General features: G+C 40.8%; 24 protein-coding genes and 1 tRNA gene. 13 read left to right on the plus strand and 12 right to left on the minus strand.

Translation table 11 applies throughout. The annotated features are described in order from the left end of the window. Positions 1 to 691: carbonic anhydrase (locus tag V7K42_RS25965; protein WP_334920192.1), on the minus strand; the 691-nt coding region annotated here is incomplete at its 3' end. Positions 692 to 1,021: 330 nt separating this feature from the next. Here V7K42_RS25965 and V7K42_RS25970 point away from each other — a divergent pair. Continuing rightward, entirely contained in the window at positions 1,022 to 2,326 is a 1,305-nt protein-coding gene (locus V7K42_RS25970; RefSeq protein WP_334920194.1) for a hypothetical protein, read from the plus strand. 1,126 nt (positions 2,327 to 3,452) lie between these two features. Here the strand turns inward: V7K42_RS25970 and V7K42_RS25975 are convergent. From V7K42_RS25975 to V7K42_RS26005, 7 genes are all read right to left on the minus strand, one after another. Next, positions 3,453 to 4,181: an ABC transporter ATP-binding protein gene (locus V7K42_RS25975; RefSeq protein ID WP_094332788.1), complete on the minus strand. Its 729-nt coding sequence runs from the start codon at positions 4,179 to 4,181 to the stop codon at positions 3,453 to 3,455. A 66-nt stretch (positions 4,182 to 4,247) separates the two neighbouring features. Next, positions 4,248 to 4,472, minus strand: coding sequence for an indolepyruvate ferredoxin oxidoreductase subunit alpha (locus tag V7K42_RS25980; RefSeq protein ID WP_012407913.1), 225 nt, complete (start codon positions 4,470 to 4,472; stop codon positions 4,248 to 4,250). A 149-nt stretch (positions 4,473 to 4,621) separates the two neighbouring features. Further along, positions 4,622 to 5,830 (minus strand): ATP phosphoribosyltransferase regulatory subunit, encoded by a 1,209-nt coding sequence (locus tag V7K42_RS25985; RefSeq protein WP_334920196.1) that lies wholly within the window; start codon positions 5,828 to 5,830, stop codon positions 4,622 to 4,624. After that, positions 5,830 to 6,783, minus strand: a complete 954-nt coding sequence (locus V7K42_RS25990; protein WP_334920198.1) for a J domain-containing protein — start codon at positions 6,781 to 6,783, stop codon at positions 5,830 to 5,832. Before V7K42_RS25990 ends, V7K42_RS25985 begins: the two co-directional genes overlap by 1 nt. 79 nt (positions 6,784 to 6,862) lie before the next feature. Beyond that, positions 6,863 to 7,675: an inositol monophosphatase family protein gene (locus tag V7K42_RS25995; RefSeq protein ID WP_334920200.1), complete on the minus strand. Its 813-nt coding sequence runs from the start codon at positions 7,673 to 7,675 to the stop codon at positions 6,863 to 6,865. A gap of 56 nt (positions 7,676 to 7,731) precedes the next feature. After that, positions 7,732 to 8,277 carry a thermonuclease family protein gene (locus V7K42_RS26000; protein WP_094332715.1) on the minus strand — a complete coding sequence of 182 codons (546 nt, stop codon included), beginning with the start codon at positions 8,275 to 8,277 and terminating at the stop codon, positions 7,732 to 7,734. 67 nt (positions 8,278 to 8,344) lie between these two features. Continuing rightward, positions 8,345 to 8,713 carry a 2Fe-2S iron-sulfur cluster-binding protein gene (locus tag V7K42_RS26005; protein ID WP_334714074.1) on the minus strand — a complete coding sequence of 123 codons (369 nt, stop codon included), beginning with the start codon at positions 8,711 to 8,713 and terminating at the stop codon, positions 8,345 to 8,347. Between the two features lie 107 nt (positions 8,714 to 8,820). Here V7K42_RS26005 and V7K42_RS26010 point away from each other — a divergent pair. After that, positions 8,821 to 8,907: transfer RNA gene (locus V7K42_RS26010), tRNA-Ser, on the plus strand. Positions 8,908 to 9,215: 308 nt separating this feature from the next. On the opposite strand, the gene V7K42_RS26015 is transcribed toward V7K42_RS26010, so the two are convergent. The 3 genes from V7K42_RS26015 to V7K42_RS26025 all read right to left on the minus strand — a co-directional run bounded on the left by V7K42_RS26015 (position 9,216) and on the right by V7K42_RS26025 (position 10,667). Further along, positions 9,216 to 9,470, minus strand: coding sequence for a hypothetical protein (locus tag V7K42_RS26015; protein WP_334920202.1), 255 nt, complete (start codon positions 9,468 to 9,470; stop codon positions 9,216 to 9,218). Next, positions 9,445 to 9,588 (minus strand): hypothetical protein, encoded by a 144-nt coding sequence (locus V7K42_RS26020; RefSeq protein WP_334920204.1) that lies wholly within the window; start codon positions 9,586 to 9,588, stop codon positions 9,445 to 9,447. Before V7K42_RS26020 ends, V7K42_RS26015 begins: the two co-directional genes overlap by 26 nt. Before the next feature lie 467 nt (positions 9,589 to 10,055). After that, complete coding sequence (locus tag V7K42_RS26025; RefSeq protein ID WP_334920206.1) at positions 10,056 to 10,667, minus strand: BRO-N domain-containing protein; 612 nt, start codon at positions 10,665 to 10,667, stop codon at positions 10,056 to 10,058. A gap of 136 nt (positions 10,668 to 10,803) precedes the next feature. Here V7K42_RS26025 and V7K42_RS26030 point away from each other — a divergent pair, with 136 nt between their 5' ends. Beyond that, positions 10,804 to 11,124: a hypothetical protein gene (locus V7K42_RS26030; RefSeq protein ID WP_334920207.1), complete on the plus strand. Its 321-nt coding sequence runs from the start codon at positions 10,804 to 10,806 to the stop codon at positions 11,122 to 11,124. A gap of 84 nt (positions 11,125 to 11,208) precedes the next feature. On the opposite strand, the gene V7K42_RS26035 is transcribed toward V7K42_RS26030, so the two are convergent. After that, positions 11,209 to 11,421, minus strand: coding sequence for a hypothetical protein (locus V7K42_RS26035; protein ID WP_334920209.1), 213 nt, complete (start codon positions 11,419 to 11,421; stop codon positions 11,209 to 11,211). A 210-nt stretch (positions 11,422 to 11,631) separates the two neighbouring features. Between V7K42_RS26035 and V7K42_RS26040 the strand changes: the two genes are divergently transcribed. The 10 genes from V7K42_RS26040 (at position 11,632) to V7K42_RS26085 (ending at position 20,431) form a co-directional block, all read left to right on the plus strand. Further along, positions 11,632 to 12,675 (plus strand): hypothetical protein, encoded by a 1,044-nt coding sequence (locus V7K42_RS26040; protein WP_334920211.1) that lies wholly within the window; start codon positions 11,632 to 11,634, stop codon positions 12,673 to 12,675. 72 nt (positions 12,676 to 12,747) lie between these two features. Beyond that, positions 12,748 to 13,644 carry a hypothetical protein gene (locus V7K42_RS26045; protein ID WP_334920213.1) on the plus strand — a complete coding sequence of 299 codons (897 nt, stop codon included), beginning with the start codon at positions 12,748 to 12,750 and terminating at the stop codon, positions 13,642 to 13,644. Between the two features lie 60 nt (positions 13,645 to 13,704). Beyond that, a complete protein-coding gene (locus V7K42_RS26050; protein ID WP_334920215.1) occupies positions 13,705 to 13,986 on the plus strand; it encodes a hypothetical protein in 282 nt (93 codons plus the stop codon). A gap of 105 nt (positions 13,987 to 14,091) precedes the next feature. After that, entirely contained in the window at positions 14,092 to 15,228 is a 1,137-nt protein-coding gene (locus V7K42_RS26055) for a phosphoadenosine phosphosulfate reductase family protein (protein ID WP_334920217.1), read from the plus strand. A gap of 378 nt (positions 15,229 to 15,606) precedes the next feature. Further along, positions 15,607 to 16,560: a hypothetical protein gene (locus tag V7K42_RS26060; protein ID WP_334920218.1), complete on the plus strand. Its 954-nt coding sequence runs from the start codon at positions 15,607 to 15,609 to the stop codon at positions 16,558 to 16,560. A gap of 2 nt (positions 16,561 to 16,562) precedes the next feature. Then, the gene (locus V7K42_RS26065) at positions 16,563 to 16,745 is read left to right on the plus strand and encodes a hypothetical protein (protein ID WP_334920219.1); all 183 of its coding nucleotides are present in this window, start codon (positions 16,563 to 16,565) and stop codon (positions 16,743 to 16,745) included. A gap of 317 nt (positions 16,746 to 17,062) precedes the next feature. Next, positions 17,063 to 17,371: a hypothetical protein gene (locus tag V7K42_RS26070; RefSeq protein ID WP_334920221.1), complete on the plus strand. Its 309-nt coding sequence runs from the start codon at positions 17,063 to 17,065 to the stop codon at positions 17,369 to 17,371. 2 nt (positions 17,372 to 17,373) lie between these two features. Continuing rightward, a complete protein-coding gene (locus V7K42_RS26075; protein WP_334920223.1) occupies positions 17,374 to 18,855 on the plus strand; it encodes a hypothetical protein in 1,482 nt (493 codons plus the stop codon). A 227-nt stretch (positions 18,856 to 19,082) separates the two neighbouring features. Continuing rightward, on the plus strand, positions 19,083 to 19,487 hold the full coding sequence (locus tag V7K42_RS26080) for a hypothetical protein (protein ID WP_334920225.1): 405 nt from the start codon (positions 19,083 to 19,085) through the stop codon (positions 19,485 to 19,487). 2 nt (positions 19,488 to 19,489) lie between these two features. Continuing rightward, on the plus strand, positions 19,490 to 20,431 hold the full coding sequence (locus V7K42_RS26085; RefSeq protein ID WP_334920227.1) for a Rho termination factor N-terminal domain-containing protein: 942 nt from the start codon (positions 19,490 to 19,492) through the stop codon (positions 20,429 to 20,431). Positions 20,432 to 20,474: the final 43 nt, after the last annotated feature.

The following is a 20,474-nucleotide window of genomic DNA, read 5'->3' on the forward strand; positions in this document are numbered from 1 at the left end:
TATCATAACAAGCACCGACAATTTTTAGTTTACCTTCACCAAGCAATTTGGCTAAAATTGTTGAGCTTTCCTGCAACTTTTCAGTCTGATATTGAATGTTAGCTATAACCACATCCTGCATATTATCACCCGTTCTAAACTTTACCCTTTCTATAGATGGTTTGATGCCCTCAACAATTAAACCAATTCTGCCAGGAAGTGCTTCATTTTTGAGCGCTTCCGCGACTGCACCGCATCTTTTATGACCTAATACCACAATCAACCGTGAACCTAATACTGTTGTAGAGTATTCTAGGCTACCTATAACCGGATCGCTAACCACATTACCAGCAACACGCACGACAAATAAATCTCCAAGTCCTTGATCGAAGACAATTTCCGCAGGTACTCTAGAATCTGCACAGCCCAATATAGCTGCAAAAGGATACTGAGCTTTAGCAACTAATAGTAGACGTTCTAGTGACTGACTAAGATATTGACGTTTTTGATGGATAAATCTTTGATTACCATCTAGCAAGCGTCTAATAGCTTCATTTGGACTGATTGGATTAGGGTTAACTGGATGAATATCTGCAACAGCAGTTTGCTCTGGATTCCAAAAGCTATCAGCAAAAGCAGTAGCTGCAACACCTAGCAAACTGGCAAGTTTCAAGAAATCACGTCGCCCGACAAATCCATTAATTCGGCTCATCAATCTACCTGACAACAAAGCTTTTTCTCATAAAATATCATACTTAAGCAGGATACAAGAGTACCTTTTTACACGGTTTAAGAGTCAATTAATATTCATATAACATCGTAATTTTTAATTTAGAAACTGTCCAAGGTGATTATTATATGCGTTAAGTAAATGTGAGCTTATTTGTCAAAATTAAGCTCTGGGCAACTATAAATATAATATTTTTTTAATCCATCACTCTATTGTTGATAAAAAATATAATTTGTGTAAACAGTCAAAACGACCTACTTGTTTATATTTCCTGCATTTTTGGGAATACTTAACACAGTACTGGCTATAGATATGGCTTTTTTAAATAAAATAAACTGGAATTTTCTACGTAAAAATGCTCCAAATAGCCCTGGGATAGATCCTTCTGCCCTCAGCCAACAATCTGCAACACTATCAACCTCCAAAAACCTAGCTAAATTAGAGCATGAAATAGAGTTAGAGAGGCAGGCGATCAAAACATCCCCTCTGCAACCGCATCGCAAAACCAAGCGGGGTATAGGTAGTAGACTTATTTGGATAGCAATACTTATCGGTATTCCAGGTGGTGTGATTTGGGTGGCGAACCAGCCTTACCCGGTGATTCGCCGTCCAGTGATGCTCCATGCGCCTTTTTTGTTGCTACCCAGCTATATGAGTATGGATAATCACTATCGGCAGGCGTTGGTATCAGTCGAGCAAGCTGAACAATTGATTGAAAAACCTACCAGTCCTGCTGATTTGGCTTTGGGCGAAGAGAAGCTACAAGAAGCACAAAAACATTTAGACCAATTACCAACTTCTTTTGTTGACGATTGGAGTGAATACAGATATTGGTGGTATGACTCGCGCTTTAGCATCTATGGTTTTAATACATTTCGGAGTAAAGTTGGGAAGCTAGAAGCTCAGGTTTTTCAGGAAAAAAATGCTCAGTCTTTGCTTACAGATAATATGAAGGCTTTCTTAAATGCGAAACAGCAATATGAACGAGCGATAACAGCAACTGATAAACAGACTGCAATAGCTGCTTGGCAAACGGCGCTGAATCAATTTGAGCAGATTCCTGGTCAAACTCTGGCAGGAAAAACTATCCAAAATCAACTGGATAATTATAAGCGTGAGTTCAAGGAAGTTGTTGGATTGGCGGCGGGAAACGATCACATCAGTGCCTTAATCACCGCAGCGCGGCAATTTTCTTGGCAAGCTGCCAAAACTGGTCAAAATCCGCCGCATAGCGTCGCACAATGGCGACAAATAGAAAATTTGTGGATGGAGGCAATTGAGCGGCTCAAAGAGATTCCCTCAAACGACGTGGCGGGTTATACCGAAGCACAGAAGTTATTAGCAATTTATGAGGCTAATTTAGGTGAAGTCAAGGTGAGACGGCAAGCTGAGGCGGATGCTGTGGAGGCAATGGAATTAGCACAGCGAGAAATCGAAAGCTTGTTGGCTTCAATTCCTGTTGATGCTCATGATGTGAGGCGCAATCAGGTGTTGAGCCAATTGCAGAGTATTATTAATAAATTAGAAAAAGTGCAAAACGGTACAACAGCCTATCTAAAAGCTCAAGATTTACTACTATCGGCAAAAAATAAACTCAGGCAGCTACAGGTTCATTGACACTCTCTGAGCCTAAAGGGTCAGAGAGATTTTTAAAACATCGCTGTTTTAATATCTTAATTACTCAGGTTCCCAGGCTCACTACGTTTGCTCATAAAGCGTAGTGATATCTCCTCAAGATTTTTCGGGCATGACTTTCTCCCAGTCCGGGAGGAGGTTTTTAAATCTTATATTAATAGAAGTATTTTACCATGTTTGACTCAGGCGTAAACACCTTCTGGCAGCTTTCATCCCTTGCCTAAAGTACGGAATATGGCATTATTTGCCTGTTCCTCAAGGGTTTTCAGCTAGCCGCCCTTATAAATTGTAAATTGTGGCGATCGCTCTATACGATTAGCGTTAGTGATATCCTTCCCAGGAAGATACCCCCAATGTCCCCGAGGCTGGGATGATTCCCTACAGTAACTATGTGTTTTCTGTTTTATTTCTAGCCAGTTGTGGTGAAGCGGTGACGCTTGCTCTGCTTGTTTACTGCAACCATACCATTTCAGGTAGTTTACAGAGCGTGAGCGTCAACAACTGGCCATTGGGTGGGATTTTGAGACGGGAATCGATCCCTTGTAGAAGTTTCTCAATGTCCCAGTAACCCTGCTGATATATCAATTAAAACTGGAACAAAAAAATTTTGGCTGCCAAATTGCCAAAAGCACTCAATCAATTTTGATTGGGGTAAACATAGACGTTTTTATACCATAAAAAACGCCCCAGGTTCCCTCTGGAGCGGCTTTACAGAAGTTATTTTGACTCAGCAGTATATCAAAAAGTGATGCAGAGCTTTATATATAGGAAGTTCAGTAAGCCTTCTTGTTCAATTGGGGTTCTGGCAAATCCGGTTAATTTGCATTTTTATCATTTTTTCCTAAATGAATGTCCTGTTTTACCTTTTTACTCGCTGTAGATGTGATTAGAAACGCAAGGATTATTGGGGAGAATTCTTTGAGCATCGAAAACGACGGTCGCGGCAGTGGCAGGAATTGTTATAGTTTTTGTATTAGTTTATAGATAGCGTAGGCGCAGTTCGCTTTCTCTACGAGACGCACTCGCGTTTGGCATTGCTATCGGCTCGTGAAGTTTCCTTATTTCAAGTGGTGTTATATTGAATGGGGGCAAGAGTAATTAAAGAGGGTTAATGCCTTTTACCTGCTCCCAGATATAGTTCACCTACTTTAGGATCGTTTAATAGTTCTTGACCAAGGCCGGAGATAGCATCGCGTCCCGACTCCAGTACATAGCCACGATTAGCCATCTCTAAAGCTTTACGGGCATTTTGTTCTACTAATACAATCGCAGTTCCCGCCTGATTAATTTGTTTAATCTGCTCAAACACCTGTGTCACCAAGATTGGTGATAAAGCAGCAGATGGTTCATCTAAAATTAGCAAACTAGGCTCCAACATCAAAGCTTTGCCCATCGCTAACATCTGGCGTTCTCCTCCAGAGAGAGTACCAGCGCGTTGACGACGGCGATCGCTTAATCTGGGGAACATGGTAAATATTTTATCTTTAATTGGTTTCAGGGGAACGTTAAGCACAAAAGCACCCATCTCCAAGTTCTCTTCAACACTCAGAGAGGGGAAAACATTGGCGATTTGCGGTACGTAGCACATTCCTCGTTGGACAATTTGATTGGACTTTAGCCCCACAATATTTTCACCTTTAAAGGTAATTGTCCCTGTGTGGGGGATCAAAAGCCCAAAAATTGCTTTTGCCAAAGTAGATTTACCAGCACCGTTGGGGCCAATCACTGTTACCAATTCCCCTGGTGCAACCTGGAAATTCACACCTTGCAGGATATCTACATCTTTGATGTATCCAGCATGGACATTTTGAACATCTAGTAAATAGTCATTTGTCATTGGTCATTTGTCATTTGTCATTGGTCAACAGTCAAAATATAACTATTGACTGTTGACTATGGACTATTACGGGGTTTTTTGCAACTCCGGTCGTTCTTCTGCAAGAATCGCCCCTTCGACTGGGCAAACTTGGAGACATATACCACAGTCGATGCAAGTGGCAAAGTCAATCCAGTACCAATCTGTTCCCTTGGCATTTTTGCCCGGGCCATCATGAATACAAGCTACTGGACAGGCATCTACGCAGTCAGCTACGCCTTCACAGACTTCTGTAACAATTGTGTGCGGCATGTTCTCGATTCCCTCTTTTCTGTATCGGCTATTTCTAGCCTAGCAGGGGAGAGGGCAGGGAGCAGGGGGCAGGGGGCAGAGGGAAAACAATAACTAATTAGTTCCCAGTTCCCAACGCCCAATTCCCAATGCCCAATTCCCAATCCCCACTAACGTAAGGATTCAATTTTTGGGGAACCATCAGCTTTGATCCAAGCAATTTGAGCTATGCTGCGATCGCGTGCATATTGACGAATCGCGTCTGTATTCCTTCCCCCTAAATCAATTTCTACCCGCACTAAATGAGTGGAATCTCGCAGTTTTTGCGCGTAGGCAAAGGCAGGGGCGTTGGCACTCTGCGTCTCTGGTACTACTAACCAGTTACTCGCAGGGGTTACTTGCGGTAATTGCTGAGTAGATAACAAAATTTGGTATAAATCTTCGATATTGAGTCCAAAACCAATTCCGGGAATGTTTTCTCCTTGGGGATGATATAACCCCAAAAGCTGGTCATAGCGACCACCACGCCCTAAAACTCTGGCTTGAGATTCGGTATCATTGACGACTTCAAAGACAATACCAGTATAGTAATCTATGGTCTGGATGAGGCTGAGGTCAAGGATTAAGGGAAATTTTTTCTCTGATTCTAGTAACTCTACTAGGGATTTGAGGTTATTCACTGCCTCTCGCTGTTCTTCATCTAGATCCAAACTACTAACTTTTTGTAACACGTCTGCACTGGGGCCGCGCATATCTAGCATGATTCTGGCGCGATCGCGGAGTTTGTCACTCAAGGGTAAAGTATCTATAGTAATCCGGTCGAGATGAGCGATCGCACTACGAACTTTATCCTGTAAATTAGCAGGAAATGCACTCAGGAGCGATCGCGTAATTCCCGCTTCACCTAAAATTAAGTGCCATTGCCGCAAACCCAGTGCTGCTAAACAATCTGCGACTAACAGGATTACTTCCGCATTTGCCAGCAATCCGCCAGCACCTAACAACTCCACCCCAGCTTGATAAAACTCTTGCTGGCGATTATGCCTACTTTCCCACGTGCGGCGAAACACATTGGCGTTGTAGTACAACCGTTGTGGATAAGTTGTATTTGCCATGCGAGTGACAACGGTACGAGCAATGGACGCTGTTAATTCTGGACGTAGCCCTAATTCATCATCTTCGCCTTGTAGTTGAATCACCATCTGGCGCTGGATTGCTTCTCCTGCCATCAGCGTATCCATGCGCTCTAAAGTTGAGGTGATAATCCTGTGATATCCCCAACGATGAAACACCTGCTGTAACCGATCTTCAATCCAGCGTTTTTTCTCCACATCCAAGGGCAATAAATCCCTGGCTCCTGCTGCTGGTTGATACACCATTATTTTTTCTTCCCACCAAACAAACCACCGAACAAACCGCCACTACCAGATTTCTCTGGTAGCTTATCTCCATTATTAGGGGATGAAGTCACCTTCTGATCGCTAGATTGTTGTCCGAGAGCTTTATCTATTTTAGGTTTCCATTGCAATGCCCTTTCGTCATTGGGGTCTAGTTTTAAAGCATTGTCGAAGTGGATTTTTGCCATTTTTAGCTGATTTTGCTTCAAATACACCATTGCAATTAAGCTATGACAGTGACTATTTTTAGGTTCTAACTTCAGAGCATCCTGCAACTCTACTTTGGCTTGGGCAAATTGGTTTTTGTCAATCAAAGATTGAGCGCGACGAACATACTGTTCTACAACCGAGTCTTCTTTTGCTGGCGCTGGTTCTGGTAGTGGATTTTTTGGTGTATTTGGCTGAAGTGTACCTGATTGGACTTTGGGTTGAGCAGGTGGCGGCGATGCGGATGATTTGCTTGCACTCCGCATTAAATAGACTAAATTCAACTCACTAACTTGGGCAATAACTTGCAGCACTTGCTCTAAAGAATCATATTGAGTTTGAGCAAGTTTAGCGATCGCACTTTTATAAACATGATCGAGATTAGGTGTCTGGGCTAACTGTTTACCCCAGTCGGTGTTGAGAGTTACTGAAGTAGCCTCTTGTAACAGGCGCTTACCAATTTGCGACAAAATTAAAATATATTCCGTGCGAGTGCGATCGCCAACCAGTTTTTCGTAAGCTGGGTTAACCAACTTTGATAATAATTCGTTCCCTAGCTGTTTTTGTTCATCACTTTCAGTAAAACTACTATCCGGGTGTAAGCGGCGGGCAATTTGGAGATAGCGTTTCCGAATCTCTTTGACATCCGCATCAACTGGAACGCACAATACTGCGTGATGATCTATGAAATCATATTTAAATAGTCCACGATCTATTTTGAAAGACATATAGAGTTTTTGCACCAAGGGAGCAGTTAGGTTGCTTTTAGTTTACCCAAAGTCGAAGGCAAAGCCCCCACCCTAACCGCTATACCCAGGCTGACAGTGGCGGAACCTGTAAAAGTTCGTTACTGAGGGAGTCGTGAATATAACCATTTGTGGCCAGAATTCTACCTGACTCAATTTTGACAGAAGTGCCATCGTAGGCAGTAACTTTGCCCCCGGCTTCTTGTAACAAAATGATCCCGGCGGCAATATCCCAAGGTGAAAGCCCTCGTTCCCAGTAACCATCGACACGTCCACAGGCAACATACGCCAAATCTAGTGATGCGGAACCGCTACGTCTAACCCCTTGCGTAAGATGGGTGAGATGACTAAATTCTGCGTAGTTGTTATCAGAGGTTTCGCGGCGATCGTAGGCAAATCCTGTTACTAGTAGGCTTTTACTCAGTTCAGATGTTGTTGAAACATTAATAGGACGACGGTTTCGGGTTGCTCCCAAGTCAGTAGCAGCACTGAATAGCTCATTGTGAAATGGATCGTAAATTACACCAACTTCTGGAACCCCATTAATTAACAGCCCAATGGAGACAGCAAAAAACGGGTATTGATGGGCGTAGTTGGTTGTGCCATCAAGAGGATCTATTGCCCAGAGGTATTGATTTTCTTGATTACCTAATTTGCCTGATTCTTCAGCGAGGATAGAGTGCTTAGGAAAATGGCGACGCAAAATTTCTAAAATCAACTTTTCTGAGGCTTTATCAGCAGCCGTGACTAAATCACCAGGGCGACCTTTTTCAATAATTGCGTCTTCTAACTTACCCAAGTAACCTTGCAAAATAGCACCAGCAGCTAAGGCCGCTTCGGTAGCAATATCTAGAAAAATTTGTATATTTGTCATTTGTCATTTGTCATTTGTCATTGGTTCATCTGCCCCCAATCCCCAATCCCCACTCTTCAAAGATTTTGACGGCGAAACTCGGCGGGATTGAGGCGCATGGGTTTTTCTGGGTTCCAGATTCCTTGGCCCATGAGTCTAGCCCATTGTTGGGCACGTTCTAAACGCTGGTCATATTTGTGGTTAGGCGATCGCCCAACAAACATTGCATTTCCTTGTTTGACTAATTCTTCATTCAACAACACCTTATTTTTCCACACATAAGCGAGAGTTCGCCCGATTTTGTCTTTTGCTTCTAAATCAAACTCCAAGGTTACTGATTCTTCCGCACCACCAATTAGATTCTCTAACTGTTCTTTTGCCTCTTCTCCCCAGGGTCTCTGTCGCAAATCTGGTGCATCAACGCCAACTAACCGCACTTGGGATATCAAATTCGGTTGTTCAGCCATACCTAACACTTCCAAACTTTGCCCACTAACTACCCGCGCTACCTTTACCTGAGCCTGATTATTTGGCAGTTGGTTTTTACTTTGGCAACTCACCAATAGCAATAAGCAAACCAAAATAGCTATTTTTCGCACCCAGCTACCAAGACTCACAACCATCAAAAATTCTCCTATGGCAGCTGCACCTAGCAAGCAGAACCTCTTGCCCCCCGCCTCCTCCAATTGTTTATTCCTCATCTAACGGTAAACCCGCTTTAACTTTCCCCTTAGCAAAATAGCGTCCAAACTGGAGTTCATAGACTTCATCTTCGTCTTGTGTCTCTACTTCCAAGTCAGAACGAGGATAACTCACACACAACAAGGCATAACCTTGACGACGTAAATCTGGCGACAATCCGATCGCCTCTGGTTGATAAATTTCTCCCGACAAAACCCTTACAGCGCAAGCGGTGCAAGCCCCGTTACGACAGGAAAACGGCAGTTCCACCCCTTGTTTTTCGCCTGTGTGCAGGATGTAGCGGTCTTCTGGCACTTCTAGGGTGTATGTTTTACCAGTGGCGCGATCGCGAACTTTAATTGTGTATGTACGAGACATCTGGATTTGCGTTATGGAATTAGGACTTTCAGATTCAATCTAAGAATATCTTTCTTTATCTTTGCATTTTCTGGGATTCTATAGTAAGATCGTAACTTGTGGCACCTGGAGAGGTGGCCGAGTGGTTGAAGGCGCAGACCTGGAAAGTCTGTAAGGAGGTAACTTCTTCTAGGGTTCAAATCCCTATCTCTCCGTTAAGCATAGACGGGGTAAGGTTTTTAAGCTTTGCCCTTTACTATTTTACCCTTTTGTGTGATGTTGCAGTGGTTGAAAAATTGGTTGAAGTGGTTTAATGCTTAACCGATAAGCATTTTGTGACGATCACTGGCATACACCAAAAGTTTTACTTATATATAATAATTCATAAGTGAATTATGCGCAATCGCGACTAATATCACAAGTTTTACTTATCGTTCATTCACTCACAAGAAAACACCCTACTTTTTTGTAGTAAGATGTGAGTTTTGCTTATGTATTGTAAATTATGCGGTAAGTGTGCTAATCACTTTATTTCCTTTCCAAATACGTTGCGCTTGATTTCGTCAAAACTCCACAAAAAATCATTGTCAATACCCACTACAACACTTGTAGGCTTAGTAAGTTCCCCAGGGTAAGGTCTGTACCATCCGTCAGGAAAATATCCGGGAACTACTAAAACTATCTCATCATCGCCAATACTCCATACACTCCAGTTTTCTCCCCAATAGTGAACACGCTTGCCAACTACTAAATCACTTCCTTTTAGTTTTCTTGCCACTATCTTCTTCCCACTCCCTCAATGTTTTGTCAATCTCTTGTGGCGTAGCTTCTCTATCTTTACCACTATCGTCTGTTATAAAATTACCATTGCTATCTACACGAGTTTTATTGCTCATTGGTTTTTATCCTTGCACTAATAGTGTCCTCGTACATCCAAGTAGCACTATTGGCATTACTACAATGTACGTATCGTATCGTCACTCCATTAGACACTGTTTTTATTTTGCCGATTGTGTACTCAAATCCTTGCGATATAAACACTTTACCTTCCCATATTATTGCTTTATGCATAGCTTTCTTTTTACTGCTTTCACGTTTATGGTCTATATGTGTGAGATTTTGCTTACAAGGCACACATAACCACTTCTGAACTTTGTCGCCGTTAGGTAATTTGTAGAAACCGTTTTTTACTATTCTGTGCCCTAGGCATTTTTCGCATTGTTGAGTAGTAAGCTTTAGTGTCTGCATTTTGTCCTTTTTTTTTAGTAGTGATAGGTGTATTTGAGAAACTGTCACTTTTTCTGTCAGAAAATCTGTCACTTTTTTTGTCACTTAAAGTGACACTTTTGCGAAAGGGTATACCCTACTTTTTCAAGGGATTAGAAAAGTACTTATTGCCGTCACCATAAGCACCCAATATTTCACTACATTTAAGTGCGTGGGACACTACGTCAGGGTGAGCAAGTGCAAAAGCCTTCGCTATCGCTACTTTCTCCGTCCTGATACTCTGCAACTCAGCTTTTGTAGTATTGATAAGTGACTCATACTGCTTTATATCAGCCTGTAGTTCTAACTCCCTATCAGTGAGTGCAATAAGCTTTGAAGTATCGACAAGCGTTAGTGAAGTAGGTTGTTTAGCAGTAGTCGTGGGAGTGCTGTAAATGCCCGTCTTGCGAATAGCTGGGATAACTTCTGATGTGATGTAAACCCTAAACCTAACTGCACTTTCTTTACGGCTAGCAAATATTAAACCATACAAGCCAGATTCGTTAACTGCCAATAATTTTTGCTTCCCTCCAAGGGTATCTACTTCTATATACCCTTTCTCTGAGTCAATAAGACGCTCCATCGATTGACTTGTATTTGTTAGTCCTATCGCTTTGCAGACATCACTCGCTATCCACCAAGGATTGTCAGCAGTGCCCACAAAACGTATGTCGTGTGATTCAAAGTTAAAAACAGATAAGTTAGACATTGTGTTTCATCCTATGTACGTGTATTGCCAGCAGTTTACCGACATACTGAGGTCGTGTAATGAAATATTACAGTGTGACGTAATTGTGGTACTTAGTGGGCAAGTTTTATGCGATAAACGTTTTGCGGGTGCATATATGGGTTCCGTGCCAGACTTGACAATCACCGAAGTACAGAATAAATTCACGAATTCCAAGGTAGCTGAATATATCGCTTCGATATCTCCATTGCCAGAAGATATTAGTGTTTGCGAATTTATCTCTTCTTTCTTGCACGCTGCTGCGATAGCGCAAAAAGAAAGGAATCAAAAAGAAACAGGAATGCTTCTAGATAGCTATTCTCTTCCTGATAATGGTGTCGTAGAAGACGGTGATGGTGGGCAATTTTTTACTTCTACCTATAAGTTAAAAGTTTTGACTTCTATAAAGACGGAGGAAGTAGTTCCAGCTTTCTCGTAGTCAAGCAAACCTTTTATTTTTTTAAGCGTCATTTACTTGGCGCTTTTTTGTTGGGCATTTTTGTGACTTGCCCAGGTCAAGCAATTATTCTTCTATATCAGTATCTCCTTCTGATTCTGTGTTTACCTCTTCATCGCCTACAAGCTTTCCCTGTTCTCTCAAGTGTTTAACGATAAGCCCAAGGACTATCTTTGCAACGCTGGTATATTCTCTTTCTGCCTCAACTTCTAACAAGGCACGAATTTTTGGTGGAAGCAAAAGGTTGTACTTTTTGCTTTTATCTTTTTTGTCTTGCATGGTAGATGCCAAAAACGACATCTAACATATTGGCTTAATATAAGTGCAAGAGTAAAAATGATACAACAGTGATACCACTCAGATACCACTTTTACTTTATATACAGAATCTAGTAGTAAAACTGATACCACATTGATACCCACTTTGCTAAATTGTTTTCACGAGAGAAAAACAAATTTCGTTAAAACACATCACATAGAATTGCAACAAATGACAACTATCCAGCAGATAAAACAAGACATCAAATCAGCATTGGGCTTTACTGAGGTATCAGACAAAGAATTTACCAAAGGTAGATGCAACGGCATCTTACTCAACAGACTTGACGACAGTGCCGCAGCATTCACAAAGGCTGTTGCATTAAGAGGGTACAACAATAAAGAGTATTGGGAATATGCACTTGTAATAGCTGAGTCACTTAGAAGTGCAAAAAAAGTAAACGAACTTGAAGAATGCACTGACAATACATGCCCTGCAACGTCATTGCCAGCACTGCCAGAGGATGAGGATGAGCAAGATAGCATTGACATGGTGAATGATTTTACGAGGGAGGAAGTACAAATATTTGAGGTTGAAAAACACCCGCTAATGTACACCATAGAGATTTGTGGTGAAGTTGCTAAAATTTACCCTACAAACAATCCCTACAAAACAACGTACGGAACAAAAGAACAGTGGATGTCTGTGATAGACAGAGACAACGGTGAAGATACTTTTGATGTAGTAAATTACATCTGGCTAACAGACGATTGGGACTATTGTAAAAGATCAAGCAATATCACTATCGATATGTTTTTGTTGGCATTCAACATCAAACTCACTGTTGCAGTGATAGAGATTTACTGTGCTGAAATGTCAAAAGACTTCTCAGGTAAAGGCTTGCATCCTGAAATGGTAGTCGTTGATGACCTTGGTACAAAGGCAATGTGGTTAGCCAATAATGCAGATGATTTAATGCAGCAATTACTTGAGTTAGAGGATGAAAGCTTTTTAGGATACGGCATATACGAATGGATAAACGCTTCTGTTGACACAATACAGCCAATGCTCAAAGATGACAGCTTTGGTGCTTTTTGTAATGCACTTGAGGCAACAGAAAGTGAGGAAGAATTCAACAATCGCATCGTGCTTGAAAAAATGTATCATCAGCCAATGCAATTGTGGTATTGGGATACATCCAGTAATCGACTATTAGATAGAGACAGTTATCTAGATTGTGCGATGGAAGAAATGGCTTGCATACCCTCTTTGTAAAACTGTCACTTTAAATGACAGAAATTCTGACAAAAAATCTGACACTTTTTTTGACACTTTCACAAACACCCCATGAAACACTATAGAGACTTGCAAGATACACTTAGAGATCTGCGTTCAAACGGTGCTACGATTCAATGCCGTTTAGATGGAACAAGCCAAGAACTGCGTAAAGAATTAGAGCGACTAGAGAATTGCACAATACTCAAAACAGGCGAAGTAGAGATAGTTGACAGCAAAAAAACATCAATAAGTATTTTATCTGTTGATGAAACTACCGTTGTATGCGGCATCAAAGGTGAGTCAAGAATACTTTCTGTTTATTGGGACGATGAGCGTGACACTGCTATTACTGTTCACAAAGAAGTCGTGGTGATGAATAATTCAGAGGTTGTAGAGAAAAATCGCGATGTTTGCAAGATAGAGATTGTTGGCGATGGAAAAGGTAACTATCGTGCATTTCCAATGACAACTATCGAGGGTAAACCTGAATGGCTATATCCGACAGACAATACCAAATACCACATCATCAAGGCACGGCTTACACCATATGACACTAGAAGCTTTTCTATATATGTTGATAAAGATATACAAAAGCCTAGTATTGTTACGTCACAAGACATCTGCATAGTAAAAATGTACGATGACGTTCGTTGTGGCATTACTCGTTATTTCCCGTCAATTGGCACTTTTATCTATGTTGGTGGCAAGTGGATGTATTCTGAACGCTCTTCTAGGGGTGATGTGACGTGGATTAGTATTGCTCAGGGTGCTAGACAGCACGCGTTTAAGGTAGGGGCAAAAGTACTCTTACAGCATGACATTAGTGTTGCAGGAAAGATTGATATCTACCACATAGACAAGCTTTTCTACAATGGGTTGCTACTCATGGCACACTGCACGAACGAACGCACAGGTAACGCACAAATAATACCAATGGTACAACTTCACCTACCACAGGGACGATGAGCGTGAGAGTTCAAATATCAATACTCATTTTACTAATATCGATACTCACAACATATAAGGATGAAAGCCATGATACACATCAAACAGCAATGCCAAAATTTAGCACAAACTCTAGAGTATACAGGGGATGTGGAAGACGATAACGCACTCATGAATTACCTACTCTGTTATTGCCTTAAACGCACACTACAAACACGATGGATGGATTATTTACGAGTGTGGAAAAGCTTAAGAATGTGGGAATCAGGAACGATGACTTACGGTGATTTGGCACAAAATTTAGCAGCAATAATTTCTATTGACACTGCTTACAAAGGACAACATCAAGGACAACAACAATGATAGTACAGCCAGGGATAATGTTTGACGTGAAAGTGCCCCGCCACGGTTGGTTAGTGCTTGAGCAAGTTCCAGGTAAACCTAATCTATGGACTTGCAGAAACGAAGATGAGGGCACTCAACGCTTTACTACACAAGAAATACTTCAATACACAGGTAATAGGTGATGATATGGAATCTTACTTAAAAGATTCAATCAAATCCATCGTGGATGCATCGGCAACTAATGAAAATATTTCAATATCTTACTCTGGAGGTAAAGACTCAACAGCAGTTCTCTTGTTGACACTGGAATTAATAGAGGGTGGGGCGCTAGAGCCTCACAATGTATCAGTAATACACTCAGATACCTTGATAGAGTACCCATATCTTGCAACGCTTACTCACTCAGTTCTTGACTCTGTAAGAGAACTAGGAATAAGGGTAGATGTAGTATCAGCACCAATTCAAGAACGTTTTTACTCTACTTTGTTTGGAGTAGGGAGACCGATACCAAGTTACGCCATTAGATGGTGTACGGATTTTCTGAAGTTACGTCCGCAGCAAAGGCAGCGAAAGCTTTTAAAAAACTCGTGGGTACTAACGGGTGAACATTTTGGTGAGTCTGCGAATAGAGATAAAAAGCTTTCATCTTGTGGAACATCTGACTGTGGTGTTGCTGATATTAAGAAAACCGTAAGTAGTGAAAACTTGCTTAGACCTATCATGAATTGGTCGGATTGCAATGTATGGGATTTTATTTTTTTACACGATAGGTGGAATATTTTTGAGAGACTGACTTCTGTTTACTCCATAAGCGGCGATGACAACAGAAACAGTAAAACTGGAAGCTTAAGAACTGGCTGCATTGCTTGTCCAGTAATAGGTGTCAACAAGCATTACCATACGCTAGATAAAGGTGTTCCCGATGAATTGTCGCTAAAGCTACGACTCTTGTTCAATGAAATGTCAAGTGATAACTTGCGTGTTCGCAATCCAAAATTTGGCATAACAGAAATGAAAAAAAACGGACATACGCCACTTGGCGCAATAGCGTTGGAAGCACGCAAATATTATTGGCGAGTAGTTAGCCAAATAAATGATGAATTCAAGGATTTAGGGATATTGCTGATAAGAGAGGATGAAAAGCTTTTCGTTGAAGAATCGTTAAACATTGGTAGATATCCGAAGACATACAAGCCTGAATCTATATTGCTTCTAGAGCAAGAGTGGCAAATAAGAAAACCAGTATATCTAAGCAAATGAACAGTAGAGAAAGAGTACGAACAATACAAGACATAATCAACTTAAATATAATACTCAAGAGGTATGTATCAGTGAGTGATATTTGCAGGTTGACTGATGATGAACTTGATAAAGTCAAGGGATATTTGATAACGCTACTGCCATGAAAAATAAAAAAGAACACGTAAGACAGATAATAGCATTGACATCAAAGTTGAATTTAACTTGTGTTAATTTGGATGATTTTGATAACTGCGATTTTACTGCCTACGACCTTGAAATAATCATTCAATACTTGGAATTGTTGAACAAGACAAATTAACAACATTGTGACAACCGTGATGGTATGACACACAAAAAGACAGGCAAACATTACAAACTATAAAGGACACAGCAACAATGGCATTACCACTAGACAGCTACATCGGTTTCGGCAAAACAGAATTCATTAGCAATGACAAACAGTGGGCTGCATTACGACTCAATAAGACTGTCGGCACAGAACCCGGTAAATACGATTTCACGGGCACAGACTTTATCTTGCAAGTATCAGCCATGGCAGGCATTATCGATGGCGATAACTACTGGCTTGTAGCAACACTTGGTAGTGGTAGTTGTAACAAAGGTGGAGTATTTGAATTCAAAAGTTGGAAGAGTGGAGAAAACGGTGCTAAGGGTACGTTTGATAAGACTAAGGGAGAGGAACTTTGCAAGCAATGGCAAATTGACGGGTGCAATGCAGTAATTCACTGTAATGACATACCAGTACTCAAAGTGATGGTGAAAGTTTTATCAGAGTTGAATATCATCGTTACCAATGAGTCAAGAGAACTTACTGTGAGACTTAACATTACAGAGGATATGTGTGGCGATATCGAAACATCACTAGCAGAATTTTGGGTATGGTGTTTGGCGAATAATGTGGATGACCTTGCAGAAGGGATGCCACAGTATGACCATGCGTTAAAGCTTAACGAAGCTGGGATTATGACGTTGCCAGCAATGACCAGTGAAGCATTGCCAAATATTCCTCTCAAGAACTTGACGGGTAAAATTACCGGGCACAAGGTTGAATGTTTTCCTTTCAAGGGTGAGTTACCTGCCATTGATGGTGTAGATGTTGTGCTACCCAAAAAGGAAGAAAAGAAGGGTGGCAAAAACAATTGGGGTAGTGGTGGAAGTGTTGACCCTAAAGCAGCGCTAGAAGCACGACAAGCCTTTGTTATCAAGGCGTATAACGATGCAGAGCTATGCACGAACGCAACAACTCTGAAAGACATTTTTGCGACAGGGTTGACGAGTAAGGAAGGGAAGGAATTCTTGGAATTTATCACCAAGGTGATGGGAAGATAGCAATGACAGAGCAATTACTGGACGCTCTTAACCAATTGACTTTGGCACAAAACTCACTAGCACAAGCAACGGGTAAGGCTACACCAGGTAGCGTAAGTTTAATAGTTCTACAACTAGTATTAACAGACCTTCAGCATCAATTTCAGACAATACAACGGGTTTTAGAACACAACTCCATCAAGTAGTACCCTCTGAATAAAAGTGTCAGTTTTTCTGACATAATTTCTGACACTTTTTCTGACACAAATAATGACACTTTCTCGAATAGGTATACATCAATGCTGAGTTTCATCACCGGACAAACATATAACGCTTGTATCGATTCAAAACTTCCTGTTTATGCAGAGCTAACATTTAGGGAAGTCAGAATACATGAAAGCAAAAGACTTGTTTTTGTGTTTCATAAAACACTTGAAAATTACCCCAAAGACATAGAACTTGACGCTAGTGATTGCCTTAAATACTTTACTTATCTTCATCAAAAATAACAGGGGTGTAAATTATGACTACTTTTTTTGACCCCATAGATAACTACGAATTCTGTCATCAAACACTACGATACTTTGGATACAAGGGAAACATTCTACAAAGGGAAGAAGTAGGTAAATTTCTCACAAACTACTTAGTAGAACAGGGCTACAAAACTCGACGGAATGAGTATGCCAGGATATTTTCAATCCCTGTGTTAGCGAGCGATAAAACAGGACATTACATGCGTTCTCTCATGTGGTTACTGCAAGTAATAATTGCTGCTAATAGCATGACTTTATCGATACCAACAAATACCAAATTTCCTTCGTGTGAGATGTAGATATGAGTGAAGTAAGCATTGATAGCGCAAACAAGGACAAGTTAGAAAGCTACAAAAAACAAATAGCAAAGACAGTGTTTAGCGGTAGTAAGCAACAGCAGAAAATAACTGAAATTCTCAAGCAGATGGAAGATGACAAAGAGTTAACGGATGACGATAAATTGCTTATTGAGTCACAAATCACTCAAATAAATATTCCCATTGCAAAGGTAGAAGACGGTAACAGTGAACGCAAAAGTAACGACAATAAGCGACACTTTCCCCGTTACGACTTTAAGCAAGATTTTAAAGAGTTAGACGGGCTGAAAGAGTTTAATTTCAACGAAAAAATAAGCGACTTGTACATTGCGAAGGAGTACGCTAGTTGGTTCAAGGCAGAGTACTTGCCAAAATTTCTGCCTATGCCTGGCAGTGAACTTCAATACCCTATCGCTACAGTGTTTGCACTTTTGAACTGTAAGTGTGTATTAAGCCCTCGCCAATGCATTCCAATGCCATACTGCATAGGCTCAAATGGTAGTGGCAAAACAGAGTTTGGCAAAACAGTAGCACAGCACTACCCACGACAACTTTACGTAGAGATACGTCCTGGTAACACAGGCGCGGGCGCTAGGGATGCACTTGATGAAAAGTTTGGTAGGGGTGATGCGGGATTTTGCCTTATAGATAACTTCAATACGAATGATGCACTTCAAAAATGGGGTGCACATTATGACATATTGCTTGCTAATAACGAGGAAAGTGCAATAAGTCGCATAAGTGGTGGAAGTGATGGCAACAAAAGTGAGTTTAGGCACTACTCGTACAAAATGTTTACAAGCATATTTGACCTTTCTAAGGGGGATGCTGGTGAGTTTGGTGAAATAGAGCGAAGAACTATAGCACTTAATTTCAGAGAAGGAAGCCCTGAGAACAACAGAATTATGTATTCGTGGGAAGGCATGGAGAGAGTCTTTCAACGTATGTGGGGTGATGAGTCAATGGAACTGTTGCATAAGGTTTATGCCCCAGCACTTGCCAAGTTAGGTAATTTAAAGCCTGTCGCCATACCGTCATCTATTCCTGCTAAAAAGTGGGTGATATGCCAAGTGCCAATTGCAGTAGGTGTCTACTGTGGTGTATGGAAAACACAAGAAGAGGGTATACAGGCTTTTGCTGATCACTTTGAATACTTAAAAGGTAGTAAAAACAATGGTGTAGGTAGTGCCTTGAGCATAGTGCTTACAAAACTCATCAAAGAAGAGTTACCTAAACAAGGTGAAAGTAACAGAGCTAATAGATATGCCTCAGCCGTATCAAAACGTATTGACATGGAAATAAGTCAAGATGAACTCGTCAAACAGGTAACAACGCGTTTAGGGTTTCCAATAGGTCGCAGGGATATGGATGGAGTAATAACACTCATGTCTAACTTTGGCTACAACTACGAGCAAGTAGGACAAGCAATGGGATTTGTCAAACAAGCGACACTTAAAAAAGAGTAGATGATAGGTATTCGCAAAAGTGTCACTATTTTTGACACTTTTTTTGTCAAAAAAAATGACACAAATAATGACACTTTACGAAAGAGAGCAACAAGGTGAAAACTAGCCAACAATACAGCAAGGTGAAACGCGTCTACTATGACTTACACACAGGTTTAAGAAGTGAAACAAGACATACAAAAGAGCAAACGTGCTTTGACTCTACATCGGAATTCAACTGCTACAGAATGATATCAAACTACCTTCACTCACCAATGTTTGATATTAGTGTACATAGCACTTTAGATTTTGGAAGTGTTAAGTGGAGTATAGACTTTCAGGTAACAGCAAGACGCGAACAACCTATTGCTAATGCCATTCTCGCAGAACTTGTAAACACTTTCCATGACACAACACATACATCATTGGCTCAAATATTTATTGAGTACAAAGGAGTACAAGATAACAACTTTATTGCCAAGATGTCAGAGTTATCAAGTATCACTCCAATGTTTGCAAAAACGATAATACTTGTTAGCGACCACAATACGGCTTTCGGGTGCTATGACAACAATCGCAAGCGTTTTTACTGTCATCCAATAGTAAGCAGCAATCTTTTAGAAAGTACATTGCGTCAAATAGTGCAAGGGTAAAAATGAAAGAAGAATTACAATATCCACACATCGGACAATTTCACTGGAAGTATTTCCAGCTAGAAAATGGTAAACGTAATGTAGCAGTAAGTAGTACTGTTCCACGCGTAGAAATGATGCTCGATAATGGTTGTATTCGCGAGTTTGTTGATAAGAAGAAAGAAGTAACTTACGCAGTGCTTTTTGATAGTGAATACGTGTTTGATTATCTGTGTCAAAAAGTAGTAGTAAACATGAATTGGGTAGATAATGGAAAGCTTGACAGTGAAGTACTAAAAGCATTCCTTGGCGAGTTTTACGAGTACTGTGATAAACGCTATAGCAATGCAAGCAAGACATCTATCGAGGCACAAGCAAAGTATTTGTCAGAGCAATTTCCACACAAAACAGCACAGCAATGGGAGAAGGAATTAATAGGGAATGAAACGAATATTGAGACGCAATTGGAGTCAACAAGCAGGGATGAGAAAATTCATTCTACTGATGACGCTACAAGAACTGAGGAGGAAGAAATAATGGATGTAGTTAATTTAATTAATGAAGCCAAACATTTGGAGATTCCCATTGTAGCCGTGCATGGCAAATGGATAGAATTGCAAGACAATTACCCTGATACAGAAGAAGAAGTAATTGGCGTAACTAATTGGGGCAGTAAAGCTGAATGGTTAGGAGAAGGTATAGGTACTACGGATGATGACGACGAAAAAATGATATCGATGAATGATTGTGATGCCGATATAGAAGAGGATTGTGGGGACTGGAAGCCTGCTTCGCTCACGGAAGATGATACTGACGACGGAAGTGATGTTTGTGCAAAGCATAGCATTCTTGACCTTTCAATCAGAGAACTCAAAAAAATAGCCACAGACCTCAAGATTAAGGGCTATGGCAACATGAGCAAGTCTCAGCTAATTAATGCAATAACTGCTGTTAAGACTTCCTAGCCTCAAGCTTTGTAAGCCTTTCACCCATAGTATCAATTCTGTC

It is taken from the genome of Nostoc sp. (assembly GCF_036917455.1).
In the GTDB taxonomy this organism is placed as follows: domain Bacteria; phylum Cyanobacteriota; class Cyanobacteriia; order Cyanobacteriales; family Nostocaceae; genus Nostoc.

What these genes read in the sequence shown, in the direction of transcription:
- V7K42_RS25970 (WP_334920194.1), top strand. Translation starts at nt 1,022, where the DNA reads ATGGCTTTTTTAAATAAAATAAACTGGAATTTTCTACGTAAAAATGCT.
- V7K42_RS25975 (WP_094332788.1), bottom strand. Translation starts at nt 4,181, where the DNA reads ATGACAAATGACTATTTACTAGATGTTCAAAATGTCCATGCTGGATAC.
- V7K42_RS25980 (WP_012407913.1), bottom strand. Translation starts at nt 4,472, where the DNA reads ATGCCGCACACAATTGTTACAGAAGTCTGTGAAGGCGTAGCTGACTGC.
- V7K42_RS25985 (WP_334920196.1), bottom strand. Translation starts at nt 5,830, where the DNA reads ATGGTGTATCAACCAGCAGCAGGAGCCAGGGATTTATTGCCCTTGGAT.
- V7K42_RS25990 (WP_334920198.1), bottom strand. Translation starts at nt 6,783, where the DNA reads ATGTCTTTCAAAATAGATCGTGGACTATTTAAATATGATTTCATAGAT.
- V7K42_RS25995 (WP_334920200.1), bottom strand. Translation starts at nt 7,675, where the DNA reads ATGACAAATATACAAATTTTTCTAGATATTGCTACCGAAGCGGCCTTA.
- V7K42_RS26000 (WP_094332715.1), bottom strand. Translation starts at nt 8,277, where the DNA reads ATGGTTGTGAGTCTTGGTAGCTGGGTGCGAAAAATAGCTATTTTGGTT.
- V7K42_RS26005 (WP_334714074.1), bottom strand. Translation starts at nt 8,713, where the DNA reads ATGTCTCGTACATACACAATTAAAGTTCGCGATCGCGCCACTGGTAAA.
- V7K42_RS26020 (WP_334920204.1), bottom strand. Translation starts at nt 9,588, where the DNA reads ATGAGCAATAAAACTCGTGTAGATAGCAATGGTAATTTTATAACAGAC.
- V7K42_RS26025 (WP_334920206.1), bottom strand. Translation starts at nt 10,667, where the DNA reads ATGTCTAACTTATCTGTTTTTAACTTTGAATCACACGACATACGTTTT.
- V7K42_RS26030 (WP_334920207.1), top strand. Translation starts at nt 10,804, where the DNA reads ATGGGTTCCGTGCCAGACTTGACAATCACCGAAGTACAGAATAAATTC.
- V7K42_RS26035 (WP_334920209.1), bottom strand. Translation starts at nt 11,421, where the DNA reads ATGCAAGACAAAAAAGATAAAAGCAAAAAGTACAACCTTTTGCTTCCA.
- V7K42_RS26040 (WP_334920211.1), top strand. Translation starts at nt 11,632, where the DNA reads ATGACAACTATCCAGCAGATAAAACAAGACATCAAATCAGCATTGGGC.
- V7K42_RS26045 (WP_334920213.1), top strand. Translation starts at nt 12,748, where the DNA reads ATGAAACACTATAGAGACTTGCAAGATACACTTAGAGATCTGCGTTCA.
- V7K42_RS26050 (WP_334920215.1), top strand. Translation starts at nt 13,705, where the DNA reads ATGAAAGCCATGATACACATCAAACAGCAATGCCAAAATTTAGCACAA.
- V7K42_RS26055 (WP_334920217.1), top strand. Translation starts at nt 14,092, where the DNA reads ATGAGGGCACTCAACGCTTTACTACACAAGAAATACTTCAATACACAG.
- V7K42_RS26060 (WP_334920218.1), top strand. Translation starts at nt 15,607, where the DNA reads ATGGCATTACCACTAGACAGCTACATCGGTTTCGGCAAAACAGAATTC.
- V7K42_RS26065 (WP_334920219.1), top strand. Translation starts at nt 16,563, where the DNA reads ATGACAGAGCAATTACTGGACGCTCTTAACCAATTGACTTTGGCACAA.
- V7K42_RS26070 (WP_334920221.1), top strand. Translation starts at nt 17,063, where the DNA reads ATGACTACTTTTTTTGACCCCATAGATAACTACGAATTCTGTCATCAA.
- V7K42_RS26075 (WP_334920223.1), top strand. Translation starts at nt 17,374, where the DNA reads ATGAGTGAAGTAAGCATTGATAGCGCAAACAAGGACAAGTTAGAAAGC.
- V7K42_RS26080 (WP_334920225.1), top strand. Translation starts at nt 19,083, where the DNA reads ATGATATCAAACTACCTTCACTCACCAATGTTTGATATTAGTGTACAT.
- V7K42_RS26085 (WP_334920227.1), top strand. Translation starts at nt 19,490, where the DNA reads ATGAAAGAAGAATTACAATATCCACACATCGGACAATTTCACTGGAAG.